20 protein-coding genes and 1 pseudogene are annotated in these 14385 nt (G+C 66.7%); all 21 read right to left on the bottom strand.

Going from position 1 to position 14385, the window contains the following annotated elements; genetic code table 11:
* Positions 1-6: 6 nt before the first annotated feature.
* A complete protein-coding gene (locus F1D61_RS31105) occupies positions 7-1620 on the bottom strand; it encodes an ABC transporter substrate-binding protein (RefSeq protein WP_203155766.1) in 1614 nt (537 codons plus the stop codon).
* Positions 1621-1705: 85 nt separating this feature from the next.
* Positions 1706-2467 (bottom strand): ABC transporter permease, encoded by a 762-nt coding sequence (locus F1D61_RS31100; protein ID WP_203155765.1) that lies wholly within the window; start codon positions 2465-2467, stop codon positions 1706-1708.
* Positions 2464-3390 carry an ABC transporter ATP-binding protein gene (locus F1D61_RS31095; RefSeq protein ID WP_203155764.1) on the bottom strand — a complete coding sequence of 309 codons (927 nt, stop codon included), beginning with the start codon at positions 3388-3390 and terminating at the stop codon, positions 2464-2466. The genes F1D61_RS31100 and F1D61_RS31095 overlap by 4 nt, the downstream gene beginning before the upstream one ends.
* A gap of 247 nt (positions 3391-3637) precedes the next feature.
* Entirely contained in the window at positions 3638-4168 is a 531-nt protein-coding gene (locus tag F1D61_RS31090; protein ID WP_246775627.1) for a hypothetical protein, read from the bottom strand.
* A gap of 399 nt (positions 4169-4567) precedes the next feature.
* Positions 4568-5824 carry an integrase gene (locus F1D61_RS31085; RefSeq protein WP_203155762.1) on the bottom strand — a complete coding sequence of 419 codons (1257 nt, stop codon included), beginning with the start codon at positions 5822-5824 and terminating at the stop codon, positions 4568-4570.
* Positions 5817-6173 (bottom strand): hypothetical protein, encoded by a 357-nt coding sequence (locus tag F1D61_RS31080; protein WP_203155761.1) that lies wholly within the window; start codon positions 6171-6173, stop codon positions 5817-5819. Before F1D61_RS31080 ends, F1D61_RS31085 begins: the two co-directional genes overlap by 8 nt.
* On the bottom strand, positions 6174-6569 hold the full coding sequence (locus F1D61_RS31075; RefSeq protein ID WP_203155760.1) for a hypothetical protein: 396 nt from the start codon (positions 6567-6569) through the stop codon (positions 6174-6176).
* Positions 6562-6888 carry a helix-turn-helix domain-containing protein gene (locus tag F1D61_RS31070; RefSeq protein WP_203155759.1) on the bottom strand — a complete coding sequence of 109 codons (327 nt, stop codon included), beginning with the start codon at positions 6886-6888 and terminating at the stop codon, positions 6562-6564. The genes F1D61_RS31075 and F1D61_RS31070 overlap by 8 nt, the downstream gene beginning before the upstream one ends.
* Positions 6888-7361, bottom strand: a complete 474-nt coding sequence (locus F1D61_RS31065; protein WP_203155758.1) for a hypothetical protein — start codon at positions 7359-7361, stop codon at positions 6888-6890. The genes F1D61_RS31070 and F1D61_RS31065 overlap by 1 nt, the downstream gene beginning before the upstream one ends.
* The gene (locus F1D61_RS31060; protein WP_203155757.1) at positions 7358-7579 is read right to left on the bottom strand and encodes a hypothetical protein; all 222 of its coding nucleotides are present in this window, start codon (positions 7577-7579) and stop codon (positions 7358-7360) included. The genes F1D61_RS31065 and F1D61_RS31060 overlap by 4 nt, the downstream gene beginning before the upstream one ends.
* A 276-nt stretch (positions 7580-7855) precedes the next feature.
* Positions 7856-8215: a hypothetical protein gene (locus F1D61_RS31055; protein WP_203155756.1), complete on the bottom strand. Its 360-nt coding sequence runs from the start codon at positions 8213-8215 to the stop codon at positions 7856-7858.
* Positions 8205-8726: a hypothetical protein gene (locus tag F1D61_RS31050; RefSeq protein ID WP_203155755.1), complete on the bottom strand. Its 522-nt coding sequence runs from the start codon at positions 8724-8726 to the stop codon at positions 8205-8207. Before F1D61_RS31050 ends, F1D61_RS31055 begins: the two co-directional genes overlap by 11 nt.
* Entirely contained in the window at positions 8713-8913 is a 201-nt protein-coding gene (locus F1D61_RS31045) for a hypothetical protein (protein WP_203155754.1), read from the bottom strand. The genes F1D61_RS31050 and F1D61_RS31045 overlap by 14 nt, the downstream gene beginning before the upstream one ends.
* Before the next feature lie 508 nt (positions 8914-9421).
* The gene (locus F1D61_RS31040; RefSeq protein ID WP_203155753.1) at positions 9422-10147 is read right to left on the bottom strand and encodes a hypothetical protein; all 726 of its coding nucleotides are present in this window, start codon (positions 10145-10147) and stop codon (positions 9422-9424) included.
* Between the two features lie 3 nt (positions 10148-10150).
* Positions 10151-10891: a hypothetical protein gene (locus F1D61_RS31035; protein WP_203155752.1), complete on the bottom strand. Its 741-nt coding sequence runs from the start codon at positions 10889-10891 to the stop codon at positions 10151-10153.
* Positions 10892-10893: 2 nt separating this feature from the next.
* Positions 10894-11790, bottom strand: a complete 897-nt coding sequence (locus F1D61_RS31030) for a hypothetical protein (RefSeq protein ID WP_203155751.1) — start codon at positions 11788-11790, stop codon at positions 10894-10896.
* Between the two features lie 253 nt (positions 11791-12043).
* Positions 12044-12271: a hypothetical protein gene (locus F1D61_RS31025; RefSeq protein WP_203155750.1), complete on the bottom strand. Its 228-nt coding sequence runs from the start codon at positions 12269-12271 to the stop codon at positions 12044-12046.
* On the bottom strand, positions 12264-12464 hold the full coding sequence (locus F1D61_RS31020) for a hypothetical protein (RefSeq protein ID WP_203155749.1): 201 nt from the start codon (positions 12462-12464) through the stop codon (positions 12264-12266). The genes F1D61_RS31025 and F1D61_RS31020 overlap by 8 nt, the downstream gene beginning before the upstream one ends.
* Positions 12465-13102: 638 nt before the next feature.
* Positions 13103-13524, bottom strand: a pseudogene (locus F1D61_RS34605) (AAA family ATPase); the annotation flags it as partial.
* Positions 13521-13784, bottom strand: a complete 264-nt coding sequence (locus F1D61_RS31010; RefSeq protein ID WP_203155748.1) for a hypothetical protein — start codon at positions 13782-13784, stop codon at positions 13521-13523. The gene F1D61_RS31010 and the pseudogene F1D61_RS34605, both read right to left, overlap by 4 nt.
* A gap of 172 nt (positions 13785-13956) precedes the next feature.
* Positions 13957-14382: a hypothetical protein gene (locus F1D61_RS31005; protein ID WP_203155747.1), complete on the bottom strand. Its 426-nt coding sequence runs from the start codon at positions 14380-14382 to the stop codon at positions 13957-13959.
* Positions 14383-14385: the final 3 nt, after the last annotated feature.

Below are 14385 nucleotides of genomic sequence, written 5' to 3'. Positions count from 1 at the left end.
TGGTCCTCACTTCACGCTGATCCGGGTCATGTCGAGGAACCACGACTGGGGCGAGACGAAGCCCTTCACCCGCGGCGACATCGCCCTGGGGTTGAGATCATGCACGATGTACAGCCAGGGCGGATCATCGACCAGGCGCTCATGTGCGGCCCGCGTCGCCGCGGCGACGGTGGCGGGGTCGGTCGCGCCGGCGAGTTCGCCCATCGCCGCGTCGAACCGGGCATCCTGCCATTGCGGGAAGTTGAAGCCCTTCGGGGAGACGTTGGCGGAGGAGAAGTAGCGCGCCATCACGGCCACGTCGGACGAGGGCGAGGAGACGTTGAGCGCGTTCGCCCCCTGCAGGGCCGGAGAATCCGGCGCCGCCCGTCCGGCATTGAGCAGCACCTGCCACTCGACCACGTTGAAGGTGACGTCGACGTTGCAGGTCTGCTTGAGGTTCTCCTGCAGGAACTCGTTCATCGGCAAAGGCTGCATCTGGCCCGAGCCGGAGGTCGAGATCATCACCTTGAGGGCGAGCGGCTTGCCCTCGGTGAAGCCGGCCTCGGCGAGCAGCGCCCTGCCCTTCCCGGGGTCGAGACGGTAGCGGTTCCGCGGCGCGCCGAAATGCGGATCGGAGGCCTTGAGCCAGCCCACGGCCGGCTCGGCGGTGCCGTTCAGGAAGGTCACCAGCCCGTCCCGGTCGATGCAGTAGTTCAGCGCCTGGCGCACCCGCACGTCCCTCACGGGGCTGTTGGCGGCACCGCTGTTGTAGAACCACGGCCAGACATGCGGGTAGGAGCCGGTGGTGATGGTGAATCCCGCCTGGCGTAAGGAGGCGAGACCGTCGGGTGCCGGCGCCTCGATCCAGTCGACTTGGCCCGCGCGGAGCGCCGCGATGCGGGCATTGGCCTCCGGGATCGGCATCAGCCGCACCCGATCGACCTTGGCGCGGTTGTCGCCGTCCCAGTAATCCGGGTTGCGGGCGAGTTCGACCGCCTCGCGCGGCCGCACCTGCGTGATGCGGAACGGGCCCGTGCCGGCGGCCGGCAGCATCGCGACCCGGGCCCAGTCCCGTCCCGCCCGCTCGAACGACGCCGGCGAGGTGAACAGCAGGTAGACCACCATGTACGGAAAGTACGAGGCCGGCGCCGCGCTGGTGATGGCGACCGTCCGGTCGTCGATCTTGCGGTAGCCCGCCAGCAGCGGCGCCCGCGCCCGGGTGATGCCGGCGGCCGGCAGCTCGTAGTGCGGGCTGTCCGGCTTGAAGTAGCGGTCGAGGTTCCAGATCACCGCGTCGGCATCGAAGGCGGTGCCGTCGTGGAAGCGCACGCCCTGGCGCAGGTGGAAGACCCAGGTCTTCGGGTCGTCCGGCGCCTGCTCCCAGCGCTCAGAAAGGCCCGGCCGCAACCCGGCCGGCCGGTCGGTGCGCGAGAGGTCCCACAGCACCAGCCCCTCGAAGACCGGATAGCCGAGGAAGCGCATCCCCTCGAAGCCGTTATTCGGCATGCCGGTGGTGGTCGGCACGTCGGCGGCGGTCATGCCGATGCGCAGGACCGAATCGGCGGGTGAGGTTTGCGCGAGGACCGGCGCGGCGGCGAGGAGCGCCGCGAGCAGGATGGAGGGGCAGAGCGGGCGGGGCATCGGCGGCGGGCTCCGTGGAGGCTCGTCCGCCGCCGCAAGAGCCGGGCCATTCCGGCTCTCGGCGCGTATTCGTATCGTAGAAAAGTTAGCTCTTGAGCCGGTACCCCGTGCGGAAGATCCACGCCACCGCTCCCAGGCAGGCGACCAGGAACACCAGGGCCATGCCGAGGCTCACCGCCGGGTTGACGTCGGAATGGCCGTAGAAGCTCCAGCGGAAGCCGCTGATCAGGTAGACCACCGGGTTGATGAGGCTCACGTTGCGCCACACAGGCGGCAGCATGTCGATCGAGTAGAAGCTGCCGCCGAGGAAGGTCAGCGGCGTGACGATGAGGAGCGGCACCAGCTGCAGCTTCTCGAACCCGTCCGCCCACAGGCCGATCACGAAGCCGAACAGGCTGAAGGTGACGGCGGTCAGCACCAGGAACAGCACCATCACGAACGGGTGCTCGATCCGCAACGGCACGAACAACGCCGAGGTCGCCAGGATGATCAGCCCGAGCATGATCGACTTGGTCGCCGCCGCCCCGACATAGCCGGCGACGATCTCGACCGCCGAGATCGGCGCCGACAGGATCTCGTAGATCGTGCCGGAGAAGCGCGGGAAGTAGATGCCGAAGGAGGCGTTGGCGATGCTCTGGGTGAGCAGCGTCAGCATGATCAGCCCCGGCACGATGAAGGCGCCGTAGGGCACGCCGTCGACCGAGGTGATCCGCCCGCCGATCGCGGCGCCGAACACCACGAAGTAGAGCGAGGTCGAGATCACCGGGGCGACGATGCTCTGGAGCAGCGTGCGGAACGCACGGTGCATCTCGAAGCCGTAGATGGCGCGGATGGCGGGCCAGTTCATGCGCGGTCCCTCACGAGGTCGACGAAGATGTCCTCGAGCGAGCTCTGCCGGGTCTGGAGATCGCGGAAGCGGATGCCGGCGGCGGACAGGTCGGTGAGGAGCGTGGTGATGCCGGTGCGCTCCGCCTTCGCATCGTAGGTGTAGGTCAGTGCCGAACCGTCCTCCGACAAGGCGAGAGGATGGCCGGCGAGCGCCGGCGGCAGGGTGTTCAAGGGATCGTGGAGCTGGAGCGTCAGCTCCTTGCGGCCGAGCTTGCGCATCAGCTCGGCCTTCTCCTCGACCAGCACGATCTCGCCCTTGGCGATCACCCCCACCCGGTCGGCCATCTCCTCGGCCTCCTCGATGTAGTGGGTGGTGAGGATCACGGTGACGCCCTGGTCGCGCAGGCGGCGCACCAGGCGCCACATGTCCTGGCGGAGCGCCACGTCGACGCCGGCGGTGGGCTCGTCGAGGAACAGGATGCGCGGCTCGTGCGAGAGCGCCTTGGCGATCAGCACCCGCCTTTTCATGCCCCCCGACAGGGTCATGATCTTCGCGTCGCGCTTCTCCCACAGGGAGAGGTCGCGCAAGGTCCGCTCGATATGGGCCGGATCGGGCTTGAGCCCGAACAGGCCGCGGCTGAAGCTCACCGTCGCCCACACGGTCTCGAAGGCATCCGCCGTGAGTTCCTGCGGCACCAGGCCGATGAGGCGCCGGGCGGCGCGGGGCTCGGCCAGGATGTCGTGCCCGCCGACCGTCACCGTGCCGGTGCTCGGCGTGACGATGCCGCAGACGATGCTGATGAGGGTGGTCTTGCCGGCGCCGTTCGGCCCGAGCAGGGCGAAGATCTCGCCCTGGCGGACGTTCAGGTCGACACGCCTGAGCGCGGCGTGACCGGAGGCGTAGGTCTTCGACAGGTTGTCGATCGCGATGATGGGGGTCATCCGGTCCCGGGGCGTGTCAGGGCTGGCGGATCACCTAGGCCGCCAGGGGCCGGACCGCCAGCACCCCGTACCGGCTCGGCGCCGCGCCGAGGAGGGCGGCACGCGAAACCGGCCGGGTGTGGCCCGGATGTGCGCTCCTTCGTCCGTCCGGCCGGTGCGGTACCGCACATGGCTGCACTTGGCGGGCCATGGCCGGCACTTGGCGGGGCACATGGCGGGCCCATGGCCGGCACTTGGCCGCACGGGCTCAGGCGATCTTCTGGGTGCCGGCGCCGTCCCGATCGTCCTCGTCGGCGATGGCGTCGCCGTCATAGACGTCGTCCTCGGCGTCGCCCTGGTCGTCCTCGTCGTCCTCCGCCCGCTCGGCCTCGTCGTCCCGGGGCCGGGGCTTGGTGTAGAAGTTGCCGACGAGCAGCGCCTCGCCGGCCGTCACCATGGAGCTGAGATAGGCGTTGATGGTCGTCGGGGCGGCATCGGGCAGCGCGCGCAGGATCTGCGGCTGCGACAGGCCCTGCGGCCCGGCCCCGTCGATCAGCGCCTTGAGGCGGCCCTTGGTCGAGTTCGCCCGCGGCCCGCGCGGCCCGCGCCGGCCGCTCGCGCGGAGCTCGCCCCGGTCGAGGCCGGCGGCCGGCCCGCCGGAGGGCCGCGACAGGCCGAGATCCTCGATCGGCGTATCCTCGATGATGGCGCGCAGCGCGTTCTCGGCGAGCCGGAGCTTGGCCAGCTCCGTCCCGATCCGCTCGTACTCCGCTTCGAGCGCCGCTCGGCGTTCGCTCACATCAGCCAAGGCCTTCATGAGCGCTTCATTCCCCGACATCGCCCCTCCGGTGAAACTGGGCACCGGGTCCTTGCATAGGCGCGGTGCAGCGTCAACGAGAACGGGCGCCGGTTCAGGATCGTCGGGGTTCGACACCGTCACGCGCCGGCTGTCGTCAGCACAGTGACAGCGGCGCATGGGGAAAACCCCCGATGTCGCAGCAAGGTGACGGTCTCGACGGACGAGATGGTGAGCGCGCTGGGACTCGAACCCAGGACCTACAGATTAAAAGTAATTTTGCTCTGAAAATTTATCCATATTTTTCAGCGTCTTAGGTGCTCAACTTGTGTCCAAATCCAGGGTCGCAAAGTGCAAAATCGCGCACTTTGAAAGGGGTAATTGGACACGGTGCGTAGGCGGTCAGTGCCGCGCCGAACCGTCCCCAAACAGGTTCTTCCGAGTCTCAATCCAGGCCTCCTCAAGCTTCCTCATTCCGTTGACGGCGAGCCGGCGCTTGTTCACGTCGCGGCTGTAGTGGCGCACCATCTGCTCGGACATCTCGACGATCGCCGACACCTCGGCCTCGGTGTTGCCGGCCTCGAGCAGCATGTTGACGGCGTTCTTGCGCAAGCCGTGGAACACGAACCCGCCCTCGCGCAGGCGAGCCATAGCCGCCTTCTTCGCCGGCGATGCCGATGTCGGTTGGCCCTTGGCGTTGACGCTCGTGAAATCGCGTTGCCAGGCGGTCCGGTAGGCCGCCAGCGTCCATGGCTCGCCATCCTCGCGCAGGTGCAGCGCGGTGTGGTCGATGTGGGTGCGTTCCAGGATCTCGCGATACTCGCTGTGGATCGGGACGTAGACCGCCGCGCCCGTCTTCCGGGCGATGAGCTCGACGGCGTTGGCTCCCTTCGCTGGCCGCACCATCGGGATCACGTCGATCGAGCGCTGGCCGGTGTAGAGGGCCGAGTAGACCGGGAGGTGCAGCCCGGGCCGGGCGTGCTCGAAGAAGGCTTCGAAGGCCCAATCCGTCCAGGGGACGTGCGGCTCGACCTCGTGCTCGACCTTCTCCGTGGTCCGCGCCACGTTTGTCGCGCAGAAGCCGCGCGGCACACCGAACGCGAGCAGTTTCGAGAGAACCGACCGGAAGTAGCGGGCCACCGCTGGCGTGTCGGCGCGGAGATCGATTGCAGCCTGCGCGCTGACCGCTGTTAAGTCGGACACGGGGACGTCGCCCCAATCTCGCCGAATCGCGCGCAGATGCCGGTCGTAGTCGCGCTTCGTGAGGTCGGCGAGGTTCGTGTAGGCAGGATGTGCCATGTAGAGTGTGATCAACGCGTCGAAGGTGCGCCGCGCCTCGCCGTCGGCGGTCCGGTCGCGCTCCTCAGCCTGGTCGACGGCAGCCCAGAACGCGGTCGGACCACCCTCCCCTCGCGGCTGCGGGAGTGCATGCAGACGCCCGCCTGCGCCGAGCCAGAACCACGCCCAGACCTCGCCATCGCGCTCGGCGTGCAGCGCCTGGGACTGCCGGCATCGGCGCCAGAACTCATCGCTCTGTGAGTCGAACGGCAGCGGCACGGGCGGCCACGCGGCAGGCGTCCCACGCCCCTTCTCGAACGAGAAGTACATCCGGCCGCTCGGGTTGGGCCGGCCGCGGATGTGGCGCGGCAGGTCAACCATGCCGCCGCCCTTTCGCGGCCTCCCGGCGCAGCCTTTCTCCTTCACGGGCCCGTTCCACCAGATCGACTTTCGGAGTCGCAGGTGTCGGCGCTTCGCCGCCGGCCGTCAAATCTGAGAACAGCGACGGGTGTCGCCGCCGTCGCCACTGGTCGATCGCATCAAGATCGTACATCCCGGTGTCCGGGTCGGGCCGCGGGAAGCCTCGCATGAAGAGACGGACCTTGCAGGCTTCGAACGCCGCCGGCGTGAGGTGCAGCCGGCGCGCCGCTTTCTCGGCCGGAACGTCGCCGGGCTCGACCCGAAAGCGGATGTCGGGCGCTCTCGGCATGCTGGCGCTCGCACGCGTCATCTACCCCTCCTCTTGTTCTGTGGCCGGGGCGGTGGGGCGGGCGACTTCGAGACTTGCTCGGATCTCTTCGGCCTGAAACGAGTGCTGCGTGCGCCGCCAGTCACGATCCGCGTTCGGCGGCTGCTTGCCGAGCGACTTCCGCTTGCTGTCGTGCCAGTGCGCAGCGGCTTCCAGCGCTTCGCGTAGCCGGGTGTTCTCGACCTCAAGCTCGGCGACACGAGCGGCGAGGTTCGGTCCCACTGCCCCATCAGCAAGCCGCTCAGCCTCCTCACGGGTCATATCCGGGCGCGAGCACATCATCTGCCCGATCACCCAGGACCGGCGCTGTGCGTGCTGCTCGGCCGGGGTCATCTTGTGCTGGGCGGCGCGCTTCAGCATGGCGTCGAGGTCAGACATCCTCACCTCCCTGGACCGGTTGTGCGGGGCGAGCCCGGAGCAGCGCGTCCACCTCGCAGGCGATCCGCAGGGCCTCGGGATGGAGCGTCGGCTGAGCCGTCGTCAGCCCAGCGAGATTGTCGAGAGAGACGCCGAGAGCAGTCGCGATGGCGACCGCCGTGGCAATCGTCGGGTTGCGCGATCCACCGCGCTCCAGGTCCCAGACATGGGATTTGGTGAGCCCTGCGCGCTCAGCGAGTCCGTGCAGCGACAGACCCCGCTCTTCGCGCAGTTCACGCATCCGGCGGGCGATGGTGGCCGCGATCGTCTCGGCATCCATCAGAAATCCCCCGGCGCGACCTGGCAGCAGACGATCCCGCGGTCACGATACATCTGGACCATCTGGGTTCGGTCTTCGAAGACCAAGGCTGGCGTGCGGCCCTCATCCAGCCATTCGGCCTTGAGAACGGTGTCCGGGCGGTGGTCACCCTGCTTCCGGGTGCGGACCGGGATGTGGCCGAGCCCGTGCGCGCCGAGCCATTCGGTGGTCTTGTCACGAACCTCGTCGGAACGGCCGGACCAGATCTCCACTTCGGCGCCGGTCGCGGCGAGCGCCAGCAGCGTGCGGATGATCGGGTGGCATGGCTGGTCCTTGTCGCAGGCGGCATAGAAACCGCGCCAGTCCTTGTCCTTGCCGGGCCGGCTCAGGAAGTGCGACCGATGCTCGGTCAGGGCCAGGGTGCCGTCCAAGTCAAACACGACGAACATTTTGCGTCTCCACTGCTGCATGATTTCGGCGTCGGTGGCGCTCACGGCTCCTCACCTCCCTGGACCGGGATACCGGAGGCGCGGGCGCGGGAGAGCAAAACCCGGTTTGCTGCCTGGATCGCCTCGACGAATGCCGGGCCCGGTCCCATTTTGCCGCCGTGCCGCGAGCGCCATGCGTCCCACGCTGCGGCGATCATCTCGGGATCTGGCCGCTCCAGCCCTGCTATGAGGATGTGCAGCCCTGCCTTGGCGCTATCGCTCATGGGAGGGCTCCGGGATTTTGCGCCAAGGTGGCGTCTCACGGAAAAGACTGTAGACTAATTCGGCCGCGTCCCTTTTCTCCCGCATTTCCTCTAAACTGTAGTCTCCAGCGATATATCCGCCCTCGGCGAACGAGTATCCGATATACGCAAGCTGGAGAGCGGATTTGCGAGAAAGTTTACCAGAGCCACAGCACCACATGCATCGAGAGCTAGGCGCGTCCATAAACAACCCGCTGCCCATGCAAGATGAGCATCGGATCTTCGTGATGGTGTAGCTCACGACTGCCCCTCCCTCTTCAGGGTCGGGGTGGGGCATAGTGATGCCTCAATGCGCGCCACATCCTTATAGAACTGGTTGACCACGACCTTGTCGACGATGCGGTTCGCGAAGGCATTCTTGCCGTGCCACACGTCGGCGTCCACATTCGTGGCGATCGTGATGACCCGCCCCAACCGGCTCTCCAAAGACCAGTGGAAGCCGCAGCCCATGTAGAGCTCGCCGCGAAGGGCGAAGACGCGGGCGGCCAACTCTGGCAGCCCCTTGCTCAAGCGGTCCATCCACTCGGAATGGGCCTTCCGAGCCTCCTCCTCGGCCGCATAGGCGCGCATGTGCTCGGCGGTGATCTCACCGGCCATTCTCGACCTCCTGGGTGATGAGGGCGGATCGGGTCGGCGCAGCCTTCATGGCGGCCAGGGCAGCGCAGCGGTCGGCCAGCACCTCCGGCGATGGCGGGGTCAGCCCCTCACGGGCGATCAGCGCCTTCAGCGTCGCGGCGATCAGCGCGAGGCATTCCGCGTGGATCGGGCCGCCGGGCGCGACGACCGCCGAGAAGGTCACGGCGTCGTGCTCCTCAAGGCTCCAGCCGGCGGCCAGCAGGTCGTCGCCGTGCTGGCCTGTGAAGTCTGGCGCCGCGTCGGCATCGGCCGTCCGCCAACAGGTCGTTGTGGAGTGCCAGAAGCCCGGTAGGACAGTCGCGACGACCCATTTTGCTGCGTCCAGCGATGTCGTGTAGTGGCCCGCCGTCCAGCCCGTGGCGCCGCCAGCAAGCCCAAGCGCACCGTGGATCGCGTTGTCGAGATCGCGGTCGCCTCGCTCCGCAAGAGAGATGCGCCCGAGCAGGGTTAGCAGATCGTCAGCTCTCGACATAGGGTGTCTCCTGGGTGGGGGTGGCTCGGGGCTGGAAAAGAGCGACGCACCGAAGGGCGTTCACGACATCGTGGCCGTTTGCTTCGAGCCAATCGCCCAAGTCGAGATGGTCGATGATGCCGACCGCAAGCTCTTCGAGCTTGCCCTGCACGGCGGAGGCGACGGCGAGGATTTCTTCTTTACCCACGTCCCTCCTCCTCTTTCTGGAGAGCGGCGCGGCGACAACGACCTTGCCAACCACGGAGGATCATCAGACCGACCGACCCGACAAAAAGCTGTGCGAGGCCGAGCCAGAACCCAAACGAGTTGTCGGGAGATGCGCAGACAAGGACGAACCCCGCGATACCCATAACAAACAAGAAATCGTCTAGATCTCGCATCGGCCTACCCCTCCCTCTGGGAAGGACGGGGAGCGGACGGACGATAGTCGTTGTCAGCTAACAGATGGGCGGATCGCCGCTCCACCCACTCAAGCCAAGCACGCTCTTCGTCCGGCCAATCCTCTACCGTGACCGGATACCAAGCAAACCACGGGCGCCATTCGTCGACGGGCCCGATCGCCCGACGTTTCAGCCAAAGAGCCCCTAGGATAATTGCGACGAAAGCCGCTGAAAGCGCAACGACCGGCACGGTTACAGGAGCGAGCACCCAAAACCACGGTGGCAAATCAGCAGAGGGCGGTTTCGGATGCCATCTCATAGGCTGCCCTCCTCAATAAGGCTCAGGGCGTTTTCGTAGGCGATAGCCTGCCCGCGGTAGAACGAGCGGTTGCCGGAGCCTTTAGGGTGATTGTCGGCGTCGCGGTGCGAGGTTTCGATCTGGCGCTCAAGCCATGCGGTGACCTTCGACCCCTCGGTCTCCCCTACCCCGCTCTCCTGAGACGAGGGGGGTTGGACTATACTTGCGGGCGCCTCGGCTATTGCTTCACGAACGGCCCTGAGATTGGCCCGCACTTCCGAGAACGCCGCGGAATGAGCGTTCACCCACTCGTAAAGATTGTCACCCTTGTCCTTGTCGCCGAGTTCGTACCCCGCCTTCATGCGCAGGAACTGGCTCACGCGCCGATCCAGCCACGTCGCGAGGGCATCGAGATCGGTCATGCCGGCCTGGACGATCCACCGCGTCAGTGGCGTCACGCCCATCATTTCGGGGATGGAGTACATGCCGGCGGCTTTGAGGCGGGCGTTCAGGTCGGCGTCGTCCTCCCCCCTCTCCTTGATCACCCCATCCGGGGTGGGGGACGAAGACCGGGCGGCATTCACAGCGATAGTGATCTGATTGGCCAGCCACACCCGAAGCTCTGGGCTCGGATATGGATGGCCCAACACGTCGGCCCGGCGGCACATCGCGATCGCGATGTCGAAGCCAATTGATAGTGGTGGCGTGCTTTCGCCGACCGCCTTGATGCGCTCGCTCGTCATCTCTCACTCCTGGTCCTGGGGATTGGTGGCGTCGGCGGCGGAGAGGGCGATGCGTGCCGTGTCTCCGCAGTCGCACGGAGTGCCGCCGTGCCCCTCGTCGCGGATAGGGATCGCCAAGGGCGTGATGCAGCCCGGATCGCCATCCCATGATGGGGTATCGATCCAATTCTTTGGGTCGGCGTAGAATTCCAGGGCCTTCCGCATGACAGCCGAGGCCCCAGCCCCCTCACCCCGGCCAGCCGTGCTGATGTGGGAGAGGAGAGCGGTGCGGGCGGCAACAATCTTCGCATAGACAGTATCGTACTCGTCTCGTCCCCAACTTGCGGCACCGTCATGGTTCGTCCACGCGCCATCTTGGGCCACCGCGATCAGCGCATCCACCAGCCTCTCCACCTCTTCCGGAGTGGAGGATGGGAGCTGGGGCGCCTCGGCGGGCTCGAACCGGCCGTCGTCCATCTCGGACGCTCGCCGAACCCAGACCGGGCCACCGCCGACAGCGCGGTAGACGACCACCTCGGCGCCGTCGTGGATCAGCGCGTCGGTCTGCAACCGACTGTGGTGCAGCACATCGAAGCTACCCCGCGGCGTCGGGCCGAACCGGGCAACGATCTGGCCGTCAGGGATCCGCCGGCAGACGGTGACCGGCGCATCGTCGCTCAACGGCACGTCGGAGTGGACCACGCCGCGCCCAAGCAGCACCTCGTACAGGCCGCCGGTCTTCTTGTGGCGAAGGATCTCACCCATGATCACGCCTCCCCGCTCTTGAGGTTTTCGAGGATGGCGGAGACATCATCGCGACGCATTTCTTCGTATAGTGATTTTACTTTGTCGGCGTCGTAGAACATCTGACAAAGCGCCGCCCGTGTGGAGTTCCACCCAGCCTCCCACGCCTTCGTCAGGACACTCCGCAGATCCACCTCAGGCCCCACCGGACCTGACGAGACTGCCTTCCCGGCTACAGCCCCGAGTGAGGCGTAGACGTTGCGGCGGGCCTGGAGGGCGGCGCGAACCTCGATATCATCACAGTTGCCCATCCTCTGGCGGGTCGCCCAATGCGGGTTGCCGTCAGCTTCGTTCGCCAGCGCCGCATCCTCCCGCGCACCCCGAAGCATCTCCTCCTCACTCGGCATGACCGGAGCGGCAGAACGAACGGCGCGAATAATTGACCGCACATGATCGCCGGTCGCCCCGCAGTAACCGCCGTACTTGGCGCGATCACCGATGTCCCAACCCTTGATGACATCCCAGATTGGGTTGAACAGCGGGTCGTCCTCTGAAACGAAGTCTTCGCTCGGCATGACCGGAGCGAGCACCACATGACCGCGGGAGAGTGCGAGGCGGAGAGCCTTAATGCAGGATAGATAGGCCGTAGATCGATCATATTCTCCTTTCCGATAATAAGCGGCGTTGCTGGTTTCATCGCCGATCTCTTCAAGATATTGCGCGCACCCTTCCCTCACCACCTCCACCATCCAGGCCGGATCTACGGGCTGGAGGTTGATATGTTCTAGAAACTCAGGCCAGTCGGTAAGGTCGCCCTCATTCCACGAGCCAAGGAAATCCCGCATGTCATAATGGTCATCGATTTTGAGAGCGAATTCTATTGCTTGAACCGGCGTTCCGATATTCTCGTGAGTGGTCATAATCGCCTCTGGTCAGGGGGTGGGGACGCAGGAGCGGGGCTGCTCTGGCAGGCTGTCGATGTTGGCGGTGGTGGAGCGGGCTGCCCCAAGAGCGGCATTCGCTCGGTCCAAGATCTCGCTGACGGCGGCCGAACCGAGATGCGCCCACGAGCCGGTCAGCGTGAGTTTGGCGCTCGGATGCACCTGCCCGGATGCGACGGCGGCCTGTAGCGCGGCGGTAGTCAGCGCGAGTGCCTGGCGGAGGTGGTCTTGCTCACCCACGGCGCGAGCCCTCCGCTTCGCCGGCAGCCCGCCGAAGATCGTCGGCCAACTCGCGTGCCTCGGCCGGGCTGAGAGCCGCCCAGGCGTGCGTGGCGATCGACCCGAAGTTGCGCATCACGCCGAGCTCGAGGGCAACTTCACCGCGGCGCGCCCGGACCTGGATGGCGCTGCCCTGCTCCGGATCCTCGCCGGTGCGGTCGTGATAGCTGTGCTCAGCCACGCGCCTTCTCCATGCTGTCCGGGGTGGTGGCGGTCTGCCGCTTCCCGTCCTTGATGAGGAATCCGCCCTGGAAGGCGTAGGAGACGCCTCCGACCGGCGGTAAGGGTATGACGACCTCGGCGGGGCGGATGCCGCTGGTGGGCGAGCCACGGGGCTTGGTGGGGCATTCCGGCTGGGTGGCGGGCTGGGTCATCGGGCGGCACCCCGCACCATGGACGCCTGGTACTCGACCACCTTGCGGTCGTTCAGGACGGTCTTCGGCGCGTCCCATTCGCGCTTGGCGACCTCCAGGCGATCAAGCCAGCCGAGGCGGGAAACCCGGGCGACGCGGCACTCCGGCAGGAACGCCGCCACGACGCGCAGGAACAGGTCGTCGATGATGCCGAGACCGGCGAGCCCGATCTGCTCCTGGTAGCTCTGAGCACCCGCCACGATCGCCGGCGTGCGGACGACGTAGTGGGCATCGACGTAGCCGGCCGGCTGCCCGATTCCCCACGGCCCCCTGATCCTGACGAGACGCCCGGCGTATGGACCTTCCGCCATCAGGCAGTCGACGGGCCAGCCGCCGCACCCCTCGCTGGGCGGCGTGGCCGGGATCGTGAACTTCTCGGCCTTGCCGTCGGCGTAGCGGGTCTGCTCGGTCTCGCTGAACTCGCCCTGGAAGCCCCAGAGATGCACGCGGCCGTCGGCGTGGCGGGCGACAAGCGACTGCCCCTCGCGAACGAACGACTGGCCCTCCCACGAGCGCAGATCGCGATCGGCTTGCAGCCACAGGTCAGGCGAGTTCACGAAGCCGTCGTTCCACCGGACGTAGGCGCCGAGCAGCCATTCCGGCAGCGGCCTCGGGTCACCGAGCACGAGCACCTTGGCGCCGAAGGAGAGCAGGTCGCGCCCGAGCTCCTCGCCGACCATGGAGCACTCGTCGATCACGACGAGCTTCGCGTCCTTGACCACGCTGAGCGGGTTGAGCCGGAACTTCGGCTCCCACTGCTGGGGCCCTCCTCGACCTGATAGATCATCGAGTGGATGGTCGAGGCGCCCTGGCAGCCCTTGCGGCGGAGCACGAGCGCCGCCTTGCCGGTGAAGGCGCCGAACAGCACCTTGCCCTTCACGCCCCGGGCCATCTCCTGCGCCAGGGTGGTTTTGCCGGTGCCGGCGTAGCCGAACAGGCGGAACACCTGCGGACCGTCCTTGGCCTTGAGCCAGGACTTGACCGCCTTGATCGCGGTCTCCTGCTGCGGGCTCCAGGTCACGACACCCTCCGGGTGCCAGCGCCGGCGCCGCACAGCGCCGAGACCGCCACCACCCAGGCCACCGCCACCAGGAACGGGTTCTGGTCGCCGTAGGTGACGGTGGCGTAGAAGGCGATGATGAAGCGCGGGGCGATCAGCCAGCCGATCCAGCCAAGGATGCCGAACAGCGGCGTCAGCATCGTGCCGAACAGGATGGTCAAACGCGGAAAGCAAACAGCGCTGAGCAGGAACAGCGCGCCATGGTGATCCCAGAAATTCATCACACCCTCCGCTTCTTGATGTCGCCGCACCCCTTGCAGCGAAGGACGTAATCAGTATCGGTCCACCTTCCTCTGTGATCGTGGACCTTGGAAGTCTCTATCGTTTCCCACGTATGCCCATGCGGAATGCCAAACAGTGCGACCCGCAAAGCGCGAACAAATTTGATGAAGTTCATGCCGCGCCTTTCAGCCTCTTGTGGTTGCGGATCAATTCGTCGGGATCGCCACCGATCTCCTGGGCGAGCAGCAGTTTCGCCATCTCGGTGAGCCGGCGGAGTTGGGTCTCGTCGAAGTCCCGCAGGCTCATGGGGTCGTCGGTGAATCCGCCGATCCGGACGTGCCGCTCGACCATGCCCATCTCGAGTAGGAGGCGGTTCGAGAGGGCCCGGGGCGGCTGTTCGAGTGCCTTGCCGGCGACCCCCATCAGCTCCCACCAGCCCACCAAGGCGAGCGAGCGGGGCTTGGTGATCTTCACCACCTCGACCTGAGTGCCGAGGGGCAGTTGCGACAGCGCCTCAAGGTCGACGGGGTGGGCCGGGTGAAGCCCGCCGCGGCCGACGGTGAGGACGATGGTCAGGTCGTCCTTCCGCCGGGCCATGGA

This window comes from Methylobacterium aquaticum, assembly GCF_016804325.1.
Lineage (GTDB): Bacteria > Pseudomonadota > Alphaproteobacteria > Rhizobiales > Beijerinckiaceae > Methylobacterium > Methylobacterium aquaticum_C.
This window is presented reverse-complemented; position numbering and strand designations above follow the sequence as displayed.

Bases quoted from the DNA above. Each gene is read 5' to 3' on its own strand.
- F1D61_RS31105 (WP_203155766.1), bottom strand. From the start codon at position 1,620: ATGCCCCGCCCGCTCTGCCCCTCCATCCTGCTCGCGGCGCTCCTCGCC.
- F1D61_RS31005 (WP_203155747.1), bottom strand. From the start codon at position 14,382: ATGGCCCGGCGGAAGGACGACCTGACCATCGTCCTCACCGTCGGCCGC.
- F1D61_RS31085 (WP_203155762.1), bottom strand. From the start codon at position 5,824: ATGGTTGACCTGCCGCGCCACATCCGCGGCCGGCCCAACCCGAGCGGC.
- F1D61_RS31095 (WP_203155764.1), bottom strand. From the start codon at position 3,390: ATGACCCCCATCATCGCGATCGACAACCTGTCGAAGACCTACGCCTCC.
- F1D61_RS31010 (WP_203155748.1), bottom strand. From the start codon at position 13,784: ATGAATTTCTGGGATCACCATGGCGCGCTGTTCCTGCTCAGCGCTGTT.
- F1D61_RS31055 (WP_203155756.1), bottom strand. From the start codon at position 8,215: ATGGCCGGTGAGATCACCGCCGAGCACATGCGCGCCTATGCGGCCGAG.
- F1D61_RS31035 (WP_203155752.1), bottom strand. From the start codon at position 10,891: ATGGGTGAGATCCTTCGCCACAAGAAGACCGGCGGCCTGTACGAGGTG.
- F1D61_RS31040 (WP_203155753.1), bottom strand. From the start codon at position 10,147: ATGACGAGCGAGCGCATCAAGGCGGTCGGCGAAAGCACGCCACCACTA.
- F1D61_RS31020 (WP_203155749.1), bottom strand. From the start codon at position 12,464: ATGACCCAGCCCGCCACCCAGCCGGAATGCCCCACCAAGCCCCGTGGC.
- F1D61_RS31075 (WP_203155760.1), bottom strand. From the start codon at position 6,569: ATGTCTGACCTCGACGCCATGCTGAAGCGCGCCGCCCAGCACAAGATG.
- F1D61_RS31030 (WP_203155751.1), bottom strand. From the start codon at position 11,790: ATGACCACTCACGAGAATATCGGAACGCCGGTTCAAGCAATAGAATTC.
- F1D61_RS31050 (WP_203155755.1), bottom strand. From the start codon at position 8,726: ATGTCGAGAGCTGACGATCTGCTAACCCTGCTCGGGCGCATCTCTCTT.
- F1D61_RS31080 (WP_203155761.1), bottom strand. From the start codon at position 6,173: ATGACGCGTGCGAGCGCCAGCATGCCGAGAGCGCCCGACATCCGCTTT.
- F1D61_RS31070 (WP_203155759.1), bottom strand. From the start codon at position 6,888: ATGGATGCCGAGACGATCGCGGCCACCATCGCCCGCCGGATGCGTGAA.
- F1D61_RS31100 (WP_203155765.1), bottom strand. From the start codon at position 2,467: ATGAACTGGCCCGCCATCCGCGCCATCTACGGCTTCGAGATGCACCGT.
- F1D61_RS31060 (WP_203155757.1), bottom strand. From the start codon at position 7,579: ATGAGCGATAGCGCCAAGGCAGGGCTGCACATCCTCATAGCAGGGCTG.